The sequence below is a fragment of the Streptomyces sp. NPDC006551 genome, from assembly GCF_040611675.1.
GTDB lineage: Bacteria > Actinomycetota > Actinomycetes > Streptomycetales > Streptomycetaceae > Streptomyces.
In genome coordinates, this window is sequence record NZ_JBEXOT010000010.1 from 96906 (window position 1) to 112678 (window position 15773).

The window sequence follows — 15773 nt, forward strand, 5'->3', positions numbered from 1 at the left end:
ATTCCGGCTCCGTGACCGCCCGGTCACCCTTGGCAGGAAACCTCCATAGGATTCAGAGGTTCTCTTGAGCTACCGGAGTCGTCGGGCCGGGGGCGCGGGCGGTGGATATGTCACGGTGTCGGCTGGTCGTCCATGAGGGTGCCGGAAGGCGCCGGCCCGGGCTGGCCCGGGACGGCGGGGTGGACGAACTGGCGGGCCTGCAGCTCGTACGCCTCGCGGAAGAAGCCCGAGCCGGTGGTGGGGTCCATGAGCTCCTCGAACGTCCCGGCCTCCACCACCCGGCCGCCCTCCATCACGTAGATGAGATCCGCGTGGGCCACGCTGTGGAGGCGGTGGGTGATCAGGATCGTCGTCTGGCCGGTGCCGGCGAGGCGGTGGATCTGGTCGAAGACCCGCTGCTCGGCCACCGGGTCGAGGGCGCTGGTCGGTTCGTCCACGATGAGCACCTGCCCGTGGCGGAAACGCGCCCGAGCGAGGCCGATCTTCTGCCACTGCCCCCCGGAGATCTCCTGGCCGCCCCGGTAGCCACGGGCCAGCAGCGTGTCCAGACCCCGGGGGAGGCCCTCGATCACGTCGTCCGCGCCCGCGTAGGCGGCAGCCGCCCCGATCGCGGAGTCCTCGAACGGGCCGCCGGGCCGGCCGATGCCGATGTTGACGCGGGCGGTGAAGGGCCAGCGGTGGAAGTTCTGCGCCACCATCGCGATCCGGTCGAAGACCTGAGCACGGCTGGCCTCGGCCGCGTCGACCTCACCCCACATCACCCGGCCGCCGTCCGGGAGGTACAGCCCGCACAGCAGCTTGGTGACGGTGGTCTTGCCCGACCCGTTCCTGCCGACCAGCGCGACCGTCCGCCCCCGGGGGATGACGAGGTCGACCTCGCACAGGGACGGCCTCTCCGCCCCCGGGTAGGTGAAGGTGACCTTCTCGAACCGGATCTCCTCCACGTCCTCGGGAAGGTCCACCCCGCCGGCCGGGATCTCACGGCGGACCGCCTCCTCGCACAGGGTCTCCAGGTCGGCGACGAACAGCGACTCCTCCTGGACGTCCGTCACCCTCATCACCAGGTCGGTGATGCTCGCCGAGCCGGTACGGATCGCCAGGACCGCCGTGCCGCCGACCGCGAGCGCCATCTGCCCGTGCCACAACAGCACGCCGAGCACCGCGTACGTGGCGACGGTCGCGAGTCCGCGCGCCGCGTCCGCCGTCAGCCCCGTACGGGCCCCGATCCACGCCAGCCGGGTCTGCTCCCGCTCGCTCGTCTCGGCCATCCCGCGGAAGTGCTCCAGCAGGAACGGGCCGACATCGTGGACCCGGACCTCACCGGCCGCCTGCTGGTCGATCAGCAGCCGGCTGATCAGCTGCGCCGCCCGCGCGTGCTGCACGAACCGGTGCCAGCTCACGTACCGGGCCCGCGCCATCGTCAGCGAACTCCACGCGCTGGGCAGCGCCATGGCGATCAGCAGCGGCAGCAGCAAGGGGTGCAGGACGGTGAGCACACCGGCGGCGGCGACGAGGGAGATCGCCGAGGTGACCACGGCCGTGCAGTACCCGACCATCCGGCGCGCGGAGTCCGCGCCCCACTGGGCGGAGTCCATCAGCTTGTGGAACGCGTCGTCCTCGATCGCCTCCAGCTCCACCCGTGCCACCAGCGCCAAGTAGCGCTCGGTGGCCACCCGTTGGACCTTCGGCTCCAGGATCCCGGTGCCCGCCGACGACGCGGACTTCAACGCGGATCCGATCATCCCGAGAACGGCGACGACCGCCAGGGAGGGCAGAGCGGACCGCAGCCGTTCGGCCGTGCTGCCCTGGGCGAGGAGCTCTACCAGGATCGCGTTCACCGCGACCAGGGACACCGCCTGGGTGACACCGCGCCCGAACTCGCTGCCCGCGACCGTGTACAGAGCCCGCCGGTCGGCCGCGCGGGCCAGCCGCACCGCGATCGCCACCTGCCGGGGGAGCGAGAGGGCCATGGACCGAAGGCTCAGCTTCACCCACACCCCGTGGTGCTGGCTCCACCCCATGTCGTACGCGAGCTCCCCGCCGAACAGCAGCCGTTCGGACGCCGAGGGGCCGCCTTCACCGGCCTCGTGTCCTTCGTTCTCCGTTCCGGTGCGAGCGGTCGCGCGGGCGGCTGAAGAGCGCATGGTGTTCTCCGGTGTGGATCGGCCGGGTTGCCATGGAGCTCAACGACACGGTGATAATTTCGAACACACGTTTTTCGGACGCTTCCCGTGCCCCTTGACAGAGCGAGAAACCGAGAGTGCGGGATACACCGATCCTTGCCGTGCGGGGCCGCCGCCCGAGCCGGCCATGGCCGAAACGCCGACGCCCTGACAAGGCCGTATGGCGCCCAGGAGAGGGCGAGGCGGAACGCCACCCGCTGAACGGATGTGCGGCGGCCGGCTCACCGGCCCCTGGGCACTCGGGAAGCGCGCCGGAATTCGCCGCCCGCGCCCTTCCGGCCTTTACCTTCGGCTTCCCGGTGTCCTAGCCTGGGTGCCGTAGATCACACGGCTGAGCACGCGGCCCCGTGTGCCGTCGTGCGCCCGTGATGTCACTTCCCACTCTCAGGGTGTGGATTCCCTTGGACCAGCGCAAGGTAAGGCGGACGCCGATGGCCGGCACCCAGGACAGGACGCTCGAACCCGGCACGGAGTCTTCGGACTACACCAAGCGGCTCGCCCGCCTGGAGCAGTCGGGGATCAAGCGGTTCCTTCCCACCCAGGCGCCGTACCGGTGGAATCTGAAGCGGCTCGGCCTCGGCCGCGTGCTGGACGTCGGCTGCGGCCTGGGCCGCAATCTTCTCAACTGCGAGCCCGGCAGCGTGGGCGTCGACCACAACGCCCACTCCGTCGCCACCTGTCGTGAGCGCGGGCTGACCGCCTACACACCCGAGGAGCTGGCCAAGGCCCCGGACTGCGGGCCCGGCTCGTTCGACAGCCTGCTCTGCGCGCACGTCCTGGAGCACATGGACGAGGAGTTGGCGTCCTCGATCCTGGAGCAGTACCTGCCGCTGGTGAAGCCGGGCGGCTCGGTCGTGCTGATCACCCCTCAGGAGGCCGGCTACCGCACCGACGCCACGCATGTGCGGTTCGTCGGCTTCGACGAGCTGCGGCACCACGCGGAGAAGGCCGGCGTGACCGTGGCGCGGACCTACTCCTTCCCCTTCCCCCGTTCGGTCGGCAAGGTCTTCCCGTACAACGAGTTCGTCCTCGTCGGGAAGGTCGCCACGGCCTGACCACCGGCCACCTCTCCGGCCCCCGGGTGCGACCGGTCGCGAGGCCGAGCGGCGACGAACACACGTACCGCCGGGGCGAGTCCGGAGGGTCGGTCCGGCGACCTGGTCGCGTGACGACCGCGGCCGCGTGGACCGAGGAGACGTTCCCCGAGCACTGGGCGCGCGCGTCACGAGGGCCGGCGTCACGGCGCCGCGCCGCCCCACGACCTCGACACCTCTTCGGAAGATCTCCGCGCCGCCGCACCCCGGTGCCTCCTCGGAGGATCCTCGCGACGCACGGCGCCTATCCTGGGATCTGCCGGTCGCCGTACGGCGGCCGATGGCCGACGAAGGAGTCCGAGGTGCCGTCGATGCTCGATGCCGTCGTCGTGGGGGCGGGCCCCAACGGACTGACCGCCGCGGTGGAACTGGCCCGACGGGGCTTCTCCGTCGCCGTGTTCGAGGCCAAGTCCACGATCGGCGGCGGTGCCAGGACCGAGGAGCTGACCCTCCCCGGCTTCCGGCACGACCCCTGCTCCGCCGTGCACCCGCTCGGGGTCGGTTCGCCCGTCTTCAAGACGATGCCGCTGGACCGCTACGGCCTGGAGTGGCTGCACCCCCGACTGCCCATGGCCCACCCGTGGGACGACGGCACCGCCGCCGTGCTCTCCCGGTCCGTCGCCGAGACCGCCGCCTCCTTCGGGCCGCGTGACGCCGGCACGTACCGCAGACTCGTCGCTCCCTACCTCGGCAAGTGGGACACCCTGGCACGGGACTTCATGTCCCTGCCGCTGACCGCCCTGCCCCGCGACCCCGTCACGCTCGCCCGCTTCGGTATCGACGGGCTGCCGCCGTCGACCTGGCTGATGCGCCGCTTCCAGGACGACAAGGCGCGTGCCCTGTTCGCCGGCCTCGTCGGCCATGTCATCGCTCCCCTGGGAGGGTTCGCGACGACGGCGATCGGCCTCGTCTTCGCGCTCGCCGCACACGAGGGCGGCTGGCCGCTGCCCCGCGGCGGCTCCCAGTCGGTCTCGGACGCCCTCGCCGCGTATCTGAAGGACCTCGGCGGCGCCGTCCACACCGACTTCGAGGTCAAGCGGCTCGACGACCTGCCGCCGGCCCGCGCGTACGTCTTCGACACCTCGCCCACCGCCCTGGCCAGGATCGCGGGCTTCGGCGGCTTCTACGACCGCTACCGCTACGGCGCCAGTGTCTTCAAGATCGACTACGCCCTCGACGGCCCGGTCCCCTGGACGGCCGAGGCGCCCCGCCACGCCGGCACCGTCCAGATCGGCCCCTCCAGCGCCGAGATCGGCGCCGCGCTGCGTCAGGCGTCCTCCGGCACCGCGCCCCGCACACCCTTCCTCATCACCGCCCAGCCCAGCCTCGTCGACCCGTCCCGCGCCCCCGAGGGCAAGCACGTCTTCTGGGCGTACGGCCATGTGCCGAACGGCTGGGGCGGCGACCTCACCGAGGCGGTCGAGCGCCAGATCGAGCGCTTCGCCCCCGGCTTCCGTGACCGTGTCCTGGCCCGCGCCACGGCGGGACCGCCCGAGCTGGCCGCCCACAACGCCAACTACGTGGGCGGGGACATCGCCTGCGGCGCCGCCCGCGGCCTCCAGCTCCTGCTGCGGCCCCGACTCTCCCTCTCCCCCTACCGCACCCCCCACCCGGCGGTCTTCCTCTGCTCCTCCGCGACCCCGCCGGGGCCGGGCGTCCACGGCATGTCGGGCCACAACGCCGCGAAGGCGGTCTGGCGCCGTCTGCGCGCGACAGGGGACTGACCGCGCGGTCTCGGACCGCGGCGTGCGCTCCCGGAACGCCCGCCGTGCGCCCGTGAAACACCGCCGTGCGCCGGCGAAGCTCCGGCGTATGCTCGCGGACCCTCGCCGTGCGCCGGCGAAGCTCCGGCGTACGTCCGCGAACCCTCGCCGTGCGCCCGGGAAACCCAGGCGTACGTCCGCGGACCCCCGGCGTACGCCCGCGCCCGAGGACCATCATGTCCTCATGGCCAAGACCACCGTGATCACGCTCGCCCTCGGGGACATCACCGAGGAACACGCCGACGCCCTCGTCAACGCGGCGAACTCCTCCCTGCTGGGCGGCGGGGGAGTCGACGGCGCCATCCACCGCCGCGGCGGCCCCGCCATCCTGGCGGAGTGCCGCGCACTCCGCGCCGGCCACTACGGCCGCGGCCTGCCCGTCGGCCGGGCCGTCGCCACCACCGCGGGCCGCCTCGACGCCCGCTGGGTGATCCACACCGTCGGCCCGCGATTCAGCCCGGAGGAGGACAGGTCGGCCCTGCTGGCCTCGTGCTACCGCGAGTCGCTGAAGGTGGCGGACGAGCTCGGCGCGCGTACGGTCGCCTTCCCGGCCGTCTCCGCCGGCATCTACGGATGGCCGATGGAGGACGCGGCCCGTATCGCGGTGGAGACGGTACGGGCCACGGAGACGTCGGTCGAGGAGGTCAGGTTCGTCCTCTTCGACGACCGGGCGTACGAGGCGTTCGCCCGGCACATCCGTTGACGGGTGCCGTGCGGCCCCCCGCAGTGACCGCCCACGCCACGACCGAGGCTGCCGTGCCCGGGGCGGCGAGCCGATCGGGCGTATACGCAGAGCCCCGCGACGACGCCTCGGATAGGGTGATCGAGTAGGAAAAACACCCCCCGGGGTTAGGTCGATGCGTTGGACACTGATCAGTCGACGAGCGAGACGCCGGAGCGGCCGCCGGCGGCCGTCGGGTACGCGGGTGTGCTGCGCGAACTCCTCCCGATCGCCCTGTGGCGGGAGGACGCCGACGGCTGCGTCGTCGAGTGGTCCCTGGCCGCCCAGGACCTCCTCGGGTACCGCCCGGAGGAGCTGCTCGGCCGCCCCGCCACACCCGTGCTCGCCCCGGAGGCCAACCAGGAGCTCGCCAGGCAGCTGACGCGGCGCGTCCAGAACGGTGAGACCGTCGTCGGCACGCTGCCCGTACGCCACCGCGACGGCCACGACGTGACGATGGAGATGTGGATCGTCCCCGACGTCGACCCCCGGGGGCGGCCCGGAGCCATGCTCATCGCGGTGGAGACCACCGAGGTCCTGCGCATGCGGGACTCGCTCGCCGCCCTGCAGAGCCTCTTCACCCAGTCGCCCATCGGCCTTGCCACCCTCGGCCCCGATCTGCGGTTCCTGCGCGTCAACGACGCCCTGGCCCGGATGAACGGCGTCTCGGCCGCCGAACACCTCGGCAAACGGCTGACCGAGGTGGTGCCCGGGGTCAACGCCGTCGCCCTCGAGGCGATGATGCGGCAGGTCATGGACCGCGGCGAGGCCGTCGTCGACGTCCGCCGCACCGGCCGCACCCCGGCCGACCCCGACCACGACCGGACCTGGTCCTGTTCGTACGCCCCGCTGCTCGACGGCTCCGGCCGGCGCCTCGGACTGATCGCCTCCCTCATCGACATCACCGAGGGCCAGCGCGCCCTCGTCGAGGCCGAGCGCGCCCGCTCGCGCTTCGCCCTGCTCGCGGAGGCGGGCACCCGCATCGGCACCACCCTCGACCTGCGGCAGACCGCCGAGGAGGTGGTACGGGTCCTGGTGCCCCGGTTCGCCGACTCGGCCGACGTACAGATGCTGGAGGCGGTCCTCGCCCCCGACGAGGCCGCCGCGGCCGGGGCCGCCACCCAGGGTCTGCTGCGCCGGCTGGCCGCCGTCTTTCCCGACCCGTCCGCTCCCACCGCGCTGCTCGCCGCCGGGCACACCTTCCAGATCCCGCTCGGCACCGTCTACGAGCGGGTCGTCGCCGAGGGCCGGGCGATGAACCTCTACCAGTCCGACATCCCCGCGCTGTTCCCCGACCCCCGCTCCGCGGCGCTGCGCGAGTACCTCGCCACCAGCATCGGCTCCGCCCGCCTCGTCCCGCTGGTCGCCCGCGGCAGGGTGCTCGGCGCGGTCACCGTGACCCGCGTACGCGGCCGTGAGCCGTTCGACGAGCAGGACTGCGTGCTCGTCGACGAACTGGTCGCCCGCGCCGCCCTGAACATCGACAACGCGCGCATGTACACCGCCCAGCGGGAAGCCGCCCTCACCCTGCAGCGCAGCCTGACGAACAGCTCGCTGCCGAAGGTCGACGGCCTGGAGCTCACCGGCAGATACCTGCCCGCGAGCGACCACGACGTCGGCGGCGACTGGTTCGACGTCATCGCCCTGCCCGAGGGCCGTACCGCCCTGGTCATCGGCGACGTCATGGGGCACGGCGTCCACGCGGCCGCCGTCATGGGCCAGCTCCGCACGGTGGTACGCACCCTCGCCCGGCAGGGCGTGCCTCCCGCCGAGCTGCTCCGCTCCCTCGACGCCGCCGTCGCGGACCTCGGCGAGGACGAGATGGCGACCTGCGTGTACGCCGTCCACGACCCCGCCTCCGGCGGTGTGGTGATCGCCCGGGCCGGCCATCCGCCGCCGGTCGTGGCCACCGCCGACGGGGCGATCACCTTCCTGGAGGGACCGCCCGGCACACCGCTGGGCACCGGAGGCCAGGACTTCCGCACCGAAGAGGTGCGGCTGCCCCCGGGCAGCCTGCTGGTCCTGTACACCGACGGCCTGATCGAAGCCCGGGACCGGGACCTCGACGAGGGCATGGACCGGCTCGCCCGGGCGCTGTTCCACCACGAACGGCCCCTCACCCAGCTCTGCGACGGCATCCTCGAACAGCTGCTGCCCTGCGCGCAGCAGGACGACGTTGCGGTGCTGCTCGCCCGTACGTCACTGCGGTGATCCGCGAGCCGGGGTTCGTGCGGACGGTCCGCCAGGCGGGTGTCGTGGGGCGCGTCACCAGGCCAGGCTCTCCAGCGCGTCGAGATCCGGCATCCCCACCCCCGCCGCGGACCCCGGAGGGGCCGTGGTCAAGGTCAGTTCCGCCCAGATGACCTTGCCCCGCTCGGTGTAGCGGGTGCCCCACCGCTCGGCGAACTGGGCCACCAGGAACAGCCCGCGCCCGCCCTCGTCGGTGGTCGCGGCGTACCGCAGATGCGGGGAGGTGCTGCTGCCGTCGGCGATCTCGCAGATGAGCCGGCGGTCGTACAGCAGACGCACCCGGATCGGCTCCGCGCCGTACCGGATGGCGTTGGTGATCAGCTCGCTGAGGATCAGTTCGGCCGTGAAGGCGATGTCGCCCAGCTCCCAGGCGGCGAGCTGCTCGGAGGCGGCGTTGCGGATGCGCGAGACGGCGGCCGGATCGGCCGGCACGTCCCACTCCGCGATCCGGTCGGCCTCGAGGCGGCGCGTGTCGGCGACGAGCAGGGCGATGTCGTCGTCCGGGGCCGGCACGAGCAATGAGGTCAGGACGTCCGCGCAGGCCTGCTCCGGGCTCCGGCCGGCCCGGGCCAGGGAGTCGCGCAGCAGCCCGAGGCCGGTGTCGAAGTCCCGGTCGCGGTTCTCCAGCAGCCCGTCCGTGAACAGCACCAGGCGGCTGCTCTCCGGCAGCCACAGCTCCGTCGCCTCGAACGGCATCCCGCCCACACCGAGCGGCAGGCCGGCGGGCAGCTCGGGGAACTCCACCCGCCCGTCGGCGTGCACCAGCGCGGGGCCGGGGTGCCCGGCGCCGGCCATGGCGCAGCGGCCGTTCGCCGGGTCGTAGATCACGTACAGGCAGGTGGCGCCGGTGATCGGCTCGCGTTCGGCACCGCCCCGGACGTCCCCGTCGTCGCCCGCTCCGCCGCCGTCGCCGGACTCCGGCCGGTCGATCCGGTCGATCAGCTCGTCGAGGTGGCCGAGGAGTTCGTCGGGGGGCAGGTCCAGGGTCGAGAAGTTGTGCACCGCCGTCCGCAGCCGGCCCATCGTGGCGGCCGCGTGCAGTCCGTGGCCGACGACGTCGCCGACGACGAGCGCCACCCGGGCGCCCGGCAGCGGAATCACGTCGAACCAGTCACCGCCCACCCCGGCCTTCGCGGGCAGGTAACGGTAGGCGACGTCGACGGCGGACACCTCCGGCAGCACCCGGGGGAGCAGACTGCGCTGGAGGGTGACCGCCATGGCGTGCTCGCGCGTGAACCGGCGGGCGTTGTCGATGGAGACCGCGGCGCGCGCGGTCAGCTCCTCCGCGAACGACAGGTCGTCGTCCCCGAAGGGCTCCGGGGTCTCGGCCCGCCAGAAGTTCGCCATCCCCAGGACCACCCCCCGGGCCAGCAGCGGCACGGCGACGAGCGAATGCAGACCGTAGGCGAGGGCGACCGACGCCCCCTCGGGGTCCTGGGCCCGCCAGCCCTCGGCCGCGCTCAGATCCTCCACCAGTACCGCGTGCCCGCTGTCGAGAGCCGTCGCCATCGGCGTCGTCGGTACGACGCACCGGATCAGGTCGCCCACCGGCTGGAGCGGAGGCTCGCCCCGGATGCCGGTCAGCGCCGCACGGCGCATCTCCGTGTACGTCCCCAAGGGTTCCTCGCCGCGCAGCACCGGCTCAAGCAGCTCCACGGTGACGTAGTCGGCGAACCGCGGCACCGCCACCTGCGACAGCTCCTCCGCGGTCCGCACCACGTCCAGCGTGCTGCCGATCCGCACTCCCGCGTCGTACAGCAGCTGCAGCCGGCCCCGGGCCACCTCGGCCCGGCCGGACAGCGCGGCGAGCTCGGTCGAGTCGCGCAGCGTCATCACGGTGCCCGTGGGGCGGCCCCGGTTCGGTTCGGTGGGGCGCACGTTCACGGCGAGCAGCCGGTCGCCCGCCAGATGCACCTCGTCCGTCACCGCCCGCCCCGAGGCCAACAGCGCGGCGGTGCCCGGGTCGAGCCCCAGCTCGGTGACATACCGCTGCTCGGCGTCGGGCGCCAGATCGAGGAGCCGCCGGGCCTCGTCGTTGGCGAGCAGCAGACGGCGGTCGGCGTCGATGATGAGCACGCCCTCGCGCACGGCGTGAAGGACCGCCTCGTGGTGTTCGTTGATCCGGGTCATCTCGACCGGCCCCAGGCCGTGGGTCTGGCGGCGCAGCCGCCGGCTCACCAGCGCGGCGCCGCCCACCGCGAGCAGCAGGGCGCCCGCGGCGGTCCCGAGCAGCAGCGGCAACTCGTTCTCCACCACGTTGCCGACGTTCTCGATCTCGATCCCGGTGCCCACCAGGCCGACGACGTCGCCGTCCTCGGTCCGCACCGGAACGATGGCCCGGACCGCGTCCGTCGGCTCTCCGGTGAAGATCTCGGTGAACGACTCGCCGGCCCGGGCGCGCGCGATGTCACCGGTCGCGCGCTCCCCGATCAGCTCCGGCCGGGCGTCGGTGTAGCGGATCCCGTCGGGGGTCATCACGGCCAGGAAGTCGAGACCCGCGGCCACCCGGGCGGCCTCCGCCCGCCGCTGGAGCAGGGCCGTCGGGTCCGGGGCCCGCAGGGCGTCCAGGAGGCCGGGCGCATGCGCGAACGCCTCCGCCGCGGCGAGCGAACGATTGCGCGCCTCACGCTCACTGTCGTAGCGGGTCTGGAAGATCAGGGCCAGCGCGGCCACGGTCACCAGCAGGACCACGATGACCGCCTGCAGGGCGAAGACCTGGCCGGCGACACTGCGCACCCACAGCCCCCTGGGTCGTCCAAGACGTCCGGTCATGGGGTTCTTCTCATGGATGTGGCTGTCATCACGGACTCGGCTGTCACCCGTCCACTTCCTCGGCTCGCCCGGCGCGCCGCAGAGTTCCCTTCCTTCCCATGCTGCCCCCGCCGCGCCGGGAAATCGAGGCGGCACCGGCCAGACGAGGTCGATGTCGTTTTCTCGCCAGCCCGAGGGTGTGAACGTCCCCGATCCTGTACTCATGCACACCGACACCGAGCGCTGCGTACGGGCCGTCCGGTCGAAGGACGCCCGCTTCGACGGCGTCTTCTTCACCGCGGTCCTGACCACCCGGATCTACTGCCGCCCCAGCTGCCCGGTCGTGCCGCCCAAGGTCGAGAACATGGTCTTCCACCCCAGCGCCGCCTCCTGCCAGCGCGCCGGGTTCCGGGCCTGCAAGCGCTGCCGCCCCGACACCAGTCCCGGCTCCCCGGAGTGGAACGTCCGCGCCGACGCCGTCGCCCGCGCCATGCGCCTCATCCAGGACGGCGTCGTGGACCGCGAGGGCGTGCCCGGACTCGCCGCCCGGCTCGGCTACTCCACCCGCCAGATCGAGCGCCAGCTCCTCGCCGAACTGGGCGCCGGACCGCTGGCCCTGGCCCGCGCCCAGCGCGCCCAGACCGCCCGGCTGCTCATCGAGACCACCCCGATGCCCATGGCCGAGATCGCCTTCGCGGCCGGGTTCGCCTCGATCCGCACCTTCAACGACACCGTCCGCGAGGTCTTCGCCCTCGCCCCGGGGGAGCTGCGCGCCCGGGCGGCGCGCACCTCGGGCCCGGACCGGACGACCCCCGGTGTGATCGCGCTGCGGCTGCCGTTCCGCGCCCCCCTCAACCCCTCCAACCTCTTCGGCCACCTCGCCGCGACCGCGGTGCCCGGTGTCGAGGAGTGGCGGGACGGCGCCTACCGCAGGACGCTGAGCCTTCCGCACGGCCACGGCATCGTCTCCCTCGCCCCGCGCCCCGACCACATCGCCTGCCGGCTCTCCCTCACCGACCCGCGCGATCTCACCCTCGCCATCAGCCGCTGCCGCTGGATGCTCGACCTCGACGCGGACCCGGTCGCGGTCGACGAGCAGCTGCGGTCCGACCCGCTGCTCGCGCCGCTGGTCGACGGGGCGCCCGGGCGGCGGGTGCCGCGGACCGTCGACGCCGCCGAGTTCGCGGTACGGGCCGTGCTCGGCCAGCAGGTCTCCACCGCCGCCGCCCGCACCCACGCGGCCCGCCTGGTCACCGCGCACGGAACCCCCGTCGAGGACCCCGAAGGCGGGCTCACCCACCTCTTCCCCACCCCCGAGGCGCTGGCGGGTCTCGACCCCGAGGCGCTCGCGCTGCCCCGCAGCCGCCGTACCACCCTGCTCACCCTGGTGGAGGCGCTCGCCGACGGCTCCCTCCACCTCGGCCCGGCCAGCGACTGGGAGGAGGCCCGCGCCCGGCTCCTGGCCCTGCCCGGCTTCGGCCCCTGGACCACCGAGGTCATCGCGATGCGCGCGCTCGGCGACCCCGACGCCTTCCTCCCCGGCGACCTCGGGGTCCGCCGCGCCGCCCAGGGGCTCGGTCTGCCGACCACCCCGGCCGCGCTGACCGCCCGCGCCGCGCACTGGCGGCCCTGGCGCGCGTACGCCGTGCAGTACCTCTGGGCCACCGACACCCACCCGATCAACCACCTCCCCGCGTAAGGAAGCCATCGAGCCATGCCGACCGTCCAGCACATGGTCGTGGACAGTCCGTACGACGCGCTGACCCTGGTCGCCGTCGACGGTGTCCTCAGCCGTATCCACATGACCGACCAGCGCCACCGCCCGCCGGAGGAGACCTTCGGTGCTCCCGACCCCCGTCCCTTCGGCGAGGTGATCCGCCAGCTCGACGCGTACTTCGCCGGCGAACTGACCGAGTTCGACCTGCCGTTGAAGCTGATCGGCACCCCGTTCCAGCTGCGGGTGTGGCAGCAGCTGTGCCGCATCCCGTACGGCGAGACCCGCACGTACGGAGAGCTGGCCGAGGCCCTCGGCAACCCGGGCGCCTCGCGCGCGGTGGGCCTGGCCAACGGCAAGAACCCGGTCTCCATCGTCGTGCCCTGCCACCGGGTGATCGGCGCGAGCGGTTCCCTGACCGGGTACGGCGGCGGGCTGGGCCGCAAGCAGCGGCTGCTCGCCTTCGAGTCCGGCGTCGCCGAGCCGGACGCGCTCTTCCAGGTCGCGTCCGTATCCCCTAGCTCCGCAGGCGGGTGAGGAGCGCGGGCAGCGAGGTCCCGATCGGTTCGCGCACGATCTCGTCGGCGATCTCGTCGTACGGGGTGGGCTCGGCGTTCACGATGATCAGCCGGGCCCCGTGCTCGGCGGCGATCCCCGCCAGGGAGGCCGCCGGCTGGACCTGGAGGCTGGTGCCGACCGCGACGAACACCTCGGTGGCCTTCGCGATCGACATCGCCTCATGGAGGACGACCGGGTCGAGCCGCTGCCCGAACATCACGGTGGCCGACTTGAGGATCCCGCCGCACGCCAGGCACTTGGGATCGTCCTCGCCGGCCCTCACCCGCTCCAGGGCCTCGTCCATGGAGGAACGGGCGTGGCACCCGGTGCACACCACCGACCGGGCGGTGCCGTGGAGTTCGAGGACCTTGCGCTCCGGCACCCCGGCGATCTGGTGCAGCCCGTCGACGTTCTGCGTGATGACCCGGACCGGGTTCCCGCTCCGCTCGAACGCGGCGACGGCCCGGTGCGCCGCGTTCGGCTCGGCGCGCAGCACCGGCCCGTCGAGCCGCATCCGCCACGACCGGCGCCGGATGTCCGGATCGGCCATGTAGTGCGCGTACGTGACGAGCTTCTCGGCCTCCGGGTCCCGTGTCCACAGGCCGTTGGGGCCGCGGTAGTCGGGAATGCCGGAGTCCGTGGAGATGCCGGCTCCGCTGAGGATGGCGACCATGGTCATACCGCGAGCGTAGGACGCCGACCGGGCCTCCCGCGAACGGAATTGCGGGTGCTAGGTTCCCGACATGGCAAAGGTGAACATCGCGCTCGACGCCGAACTCGTCGTCGAAGTCATGGTCTTGGCGGGCGTGGGCGACCCGCAGGACGCGGTCGAGGCCGTCGTCCGCGACTACATCGCCCGCGGCCACCGTACCGAGGCCCGCGTGGACTCGCGCGACGACACCCGCCGCAGGGGCGATCTCACGCCCCCCGAGACCACGCAGGGCTGAGCCGATGCGACGGACTCCACGCCGGGCGGCCCGGATCGCCGTCATCGCCCCCGACGGCTCCGTCTACCTCTTCCGTTACGACAACGAGGAGGTCGGCGTCCACTGGGCCCTGCCGGGAGGCGGGCTCGAACCGGGAGAGGGCCCTCGGGAGGGCGCCGTGCGCGAGCTGCGCGAGGAGACCGGGTGGGAGGGGATCGTGCCGGGCGAACTGCTCTGCACCTGGGAGCACGACTTCACCCGCGCCGGGGTGCCCGTCCGGCAGCACGAGCACATCTACGTGGCGTACGGGCCGCGCCGCGAGCCCGCCGGCGATCTCGCCGCCGCGCACGCGGAGGACCGGATCCAGCACGGGCGCTGGTGGAGCCCCGAGGAGCTGGCCGCCGCCGACGAGGCGCTCTGGCCGCCGGACCTGGCCCGGCTGCTCGCACCGTTCACCGCGTCGCCGGACCGTCCGCGGGCCGTGCCCGACCCGCGGACCTGACCTGCCCTTCCGACGTCCACCGCGGCCGACGTCCCGTATCCGTGGTCCCGTATCCGTGGTCGCGGAGCCGTCGTCCCGGCCCCGACGTTCCGGAGCCGTCGTCCCGGAAGAACCCGGTGAGCGCCGCCCTCACACCGTCCGCGTGGCGAGCCGGACCGTCCGCTCGGCCAGCTCGCTGATCCGAATCCCGTCGAAACCGAACACCGCGCTGCGCACCCGGTCCCGCAGCGGCTCCGACCACTGCGGAGGGATCGCGGCCGCCCCGCACAGCACCCCGGCCACCGAGCCCGCCGTCGCCCCGTTGGAGTCCGTGTCCAGACCGCCGCGCACGGTCAGGGCGATCGTGGCGGTGAAGTCGCCCTCGCCGTAGAGCAGTCCGGCCGTCAGCACGGCCGCGTTGGGGATCGTGTGGATCCAGCCCAGGCCGCGTGTCCGCTCCGCGAGTTCGGTGAGCGTGGCGGACCACTCCACCCCCGACTCGTACAGGGCGATCGTGTGCCGCACCGTGCGCGCGAGGCGGCTGCTCGCCGGGATCCGTTCCAGCGCCGTCTCCAGCGCGGAGCGCGGGTCCGGGGCGGTGAACGCGGCGGCGATCAGGGCGGCCGCCCACATCGCGCCGTACACGCCGTTGCCGGTGTGGGACAGCACGGCGTCCCGGCGGGCGAGCGAGGCGGCGCGGCGCGGGTCGCCGGGAGAGGTCCAGCCGTAGACGTCGGCCCGGATCAGGGCGCCGATCCACTCCTGGTGGGGATTGTCGTAGGTAGCGGTGAGCCGGGGGGCTGAGGCCGTTGGCGAGATTGCGGTAGGCGATCCGCTCGGCGGTGAACGTCTGGAGGTAGGGGAGGCGGAGCAGCCAGTGCTCGCCGGCCTGCTCGGTGGTGAAGGCGAAGCCGCGGGTCTCCAGGAGATGCAGACCGAGGATCGAGTAGTCGACGTCGTCGTCCCGGCAGCTTCCGTGGATGCGCCCGCGCACGCACTGCGGCCACTCGGGCCGCAGCTCGAACCCCTGGGCGAGGGCGTCGGCGGGCGGCGGGGGCAGGTAGTCGGTGAGCGGGAGCGCGTCCGTGAGACGGAGGTACCGGTCGATGCGTTCGGGCGTCCAGTGGTCGCCCCGCTCGACGGGTTTGCCGAGCATGTTCCCGGCGATCCGGCCCGTCCAGCCGCCGAGAACGCGGTCGGCGAGTTCGCCGTGGGTGAGCCCCATACGTCCGGTGTACCCAATGGCGCCGCGCGGCGCGCGCCGGACGGGCGGGTTCCGCCCTCAACCCGCCCCACTATGGTGCGGAATATCGTCTCATCAGGGGGTGGCAC

At 73.2% G+C, this 15773-nt stretch carries 10 protein-coding genes and 2 pseudogenes; 8 read left to right on the plus strand and 4 right to left on the minus strand.

What is annotated here, in order from left to right:
* Positions 1-110 precede the first annotated feature (110 nt).
* Positions 111-2021 carry an ATP-binding cassette domain-containing protein gene (locus tag ABZY12_RS13280; protein ID WP_356889629.1) on the minus strand — a complete coding sequence of 637 codons (1911 nt, stop codon included), beginning with the start codon at positions 2019-2021 and terminating at the stop codon, positions 111-113.
* Positions 2022-2614: 593 nt separating this feature from the next.
* On the opposite strand from ABZY12_RS13280, the gene ABZY12_RS13285 reads away from it, so the two are divergent.
* The 4 genes from ABZY12_RS13285 to ABZY12_RS13300 all read left to right on the plus strand — a co-directional run bounded on the left by ABZY12_RS13285 (position 2615) and on the right by ABZY12_RS13300 (position 7972).
* The gene (locus tag ABZY12_RS13285) at positions 2615-3238 is read left to right on the plus strand and encodes a class I SAM-dependent methyltransferase (RefSeq protein ID WP_356889505.1); all 624 of its coding nucleotides are present in this window, start codon (positions 2615-2617) and stop codon (positions 3236-3238) included.
* Between the two features lie 341 nt (positions 3239-3579).
* Positions 3580-5001: an NAD(P)/FAD-dependent oxidoreductase gene (locus tag ABZY12_RS13290; RefSeq protein ID WP_356889507.1), complete on the plus strand. Its 1422-nt coding sequence runs from the start codon at positions 3580-3582 to the stop codon at positions 4999-5001.
* Between the two features lie 223 nt (positions 5002-5224).
* Positions 5225-5743 carry an O-acetyl-ADP-ribose deacetylase gene (locus ABZY12_RS13295; RefSeq protein ID WP_356889509.1) on the plus strand — a complete coding sequence of 173 codons (519 nt, stop codon included), beginning with the start codon at positions 5225-5227 and terminating at the stop codon, positions 5741-5743.
* Between the two features lie 159 nt (positions 5744-5902).
* Positions 5903-7972, plus strand: a complete 2070-nt coding sequence (locus ABZY12_RS13300; RefSeq protein WP_356889511.1) for a SpoIIE family protein phosphatase — start codon at positions 5903-5905, stop codon at positions 7970-7972.
* A 54-nt stretch (positions 7973-8026) separates the two neighbouring features.
* Here the strand turns inward: ABZY12_RS13300 and ABZY12_RS13305 are convergent, their stop codons facing one another.
* A complete protein-coding gene (locus tag ABZY12_RS13305) occupies positions 8027-10783 on the minus strand; it encodes a SpoIIE family protein phosphatase (protein WP_356889513.1) in 2757 nt (918 codons plus the stop codon).
* A 202-nt stretch (positions 10784-10985) separates the two neighbouring features.
* Here ABZY12_RS13305 and ABZY12_RS13310 point away from each other — a divergent pair, with 202 nt between their 5' ends.
* Together ABZY12_RS13310 and ABZY12_RS13315 are read left to right on the plus strand one after the other, a co-directional pair.
* Positions 10986-12461 carry an AlkA N-terminal domain-containing protein gene (locus ABZY12_RS13310; protein ID WP_356889515.1) on the plus strand — a complete coding sequence of 492 codons (1476 nt, stop codon included), beginning with the start codon at positions 10986-10988 and terminating at the stop codon, positions 12459-12461.
* Positions 12462-12476: 15 nt separating this feature from the next.
* Complete coding sequence (locus ABZY12_RS13315; RefSeq protein ID WP_356889517.1) at positions 12477-13013, plus strand: methylated-DNA--[protein]-cysteine S-methyltransferase; 537 nt, start codon at positions 12477-12479, stop codon at positions 13011-13013.
* On the opposite strand, the gene ABZY12_RS13320 is transcribed toward ABZY12_RS13315, so the two are convergent.
* Positions 12994-13713 (minus strand): Sir2 family NAD-dependent protein deacetylase, encoded by a 720-nt coding sequence (locus ABZY12_RS13320; RefSeq protein WP_356889519.1) that lies wholly within the window; start codon positions 13711-13713, stop codon positions 12994-12996. The genes ABZY12_RS13315 and ABZY12_RS13320 overlap by 20 nt on opposite strands.
* 64 nt (positions 13714-13777) lie before the next feature.
* Between ABZY12_RS13320 and ABZY12_RS13325 the strand changes: the two genes are divergently transcribed.
* Positions 13778-13981, plus strand: a complete 204-nt coding sequence (locus tag ABZY12_RS13325) for a type II toxin-antitoxin system VapB family antitoxin (RefSeq protein ID WP_356889521.1) — start codon at positions 13778-13780, stop codon at positions 13979-13981.
* Between the two features lie 10 nt (positions 13982-13991).
* Positions 13992-14462, plus strand: a pseudogene (locus ABZY12_RS13330) (NUDIX domain-containing protein); the annotation flags it as partial.
* Positions 14463-14591: 129 nt separating this feature from the next.
* On the opposite strand, the pseudogene ABZY12_RS13335 reads toward ABZY12_RS13330, so the two are convergent.
* Positions 14592-15666: pseudogene (locus ABZY12_RS13335) on the minus strand (ADP-ribosylglycohydrolase family protein).
* Positions 15667-15773: the final 107 nt, after the last annotated feature.

Bases quoted from the DNA above. Each gene is read 5' to 3' on its own strand.
- ABZY12_RS13285 (WP_356889505.1), top strand. From the start codon at position 2,615: ATGGCCGGCACCCAGGACAGGACGCTCGAACCCGGCACGGAGTCTTCG.
- ABZY12_RS13305 (WP_356889513.1), bottom strand. From the start codon at position 10,783: ATGACCGGACGTCTTGGACGACCCAGGGGGCTGTGGGTGCGCAGTGTC.
- ABZY12_RS13295 (WP_356889509.1), top strand. From the start codon at position 5,225: ATGGCCAAGACCACCGTGATCACGCTCGCCCTCGGGGACATCACCGAG.
- ABZY12_RS13315 (WP_356889517.1), top strand. From the start codon at position 12,477: ATGCCGACCGTCCAGCACATGGTCGTGGACAGTCCGTACGACGCGCTG.
- ABZY12_RS13325 (WP_356889521.1), top strand. From the start codon at position 13,778: ATGGCAAAGGTGAACATCGCGCTCGACGCCGAACTCGTCGTCGAAGTC.
- ABZY12_RS13310 (WP_356889515.1), top strand. From the start codon at position 10,986: ATGCACACCGACACCGAGCGCTGCGTACGGGCCGTCCGGTCGAAGGAC.
- ABZY12_RS13280 (WP_356889629.1), bottom strand. From the start codon at position 2,021: ATGGGGTGGAGCCAGCACCACGGGGTGTGGGTGAAGCTGAGCCTTCGG.
- ABZY12_RS13320 (WP_356889519.1), bottom strand. From the start codon at position 13,713: ATGACCATGGTCGCCATCCTCAGCGGAGCCGGCATCTCCACGGACTCC.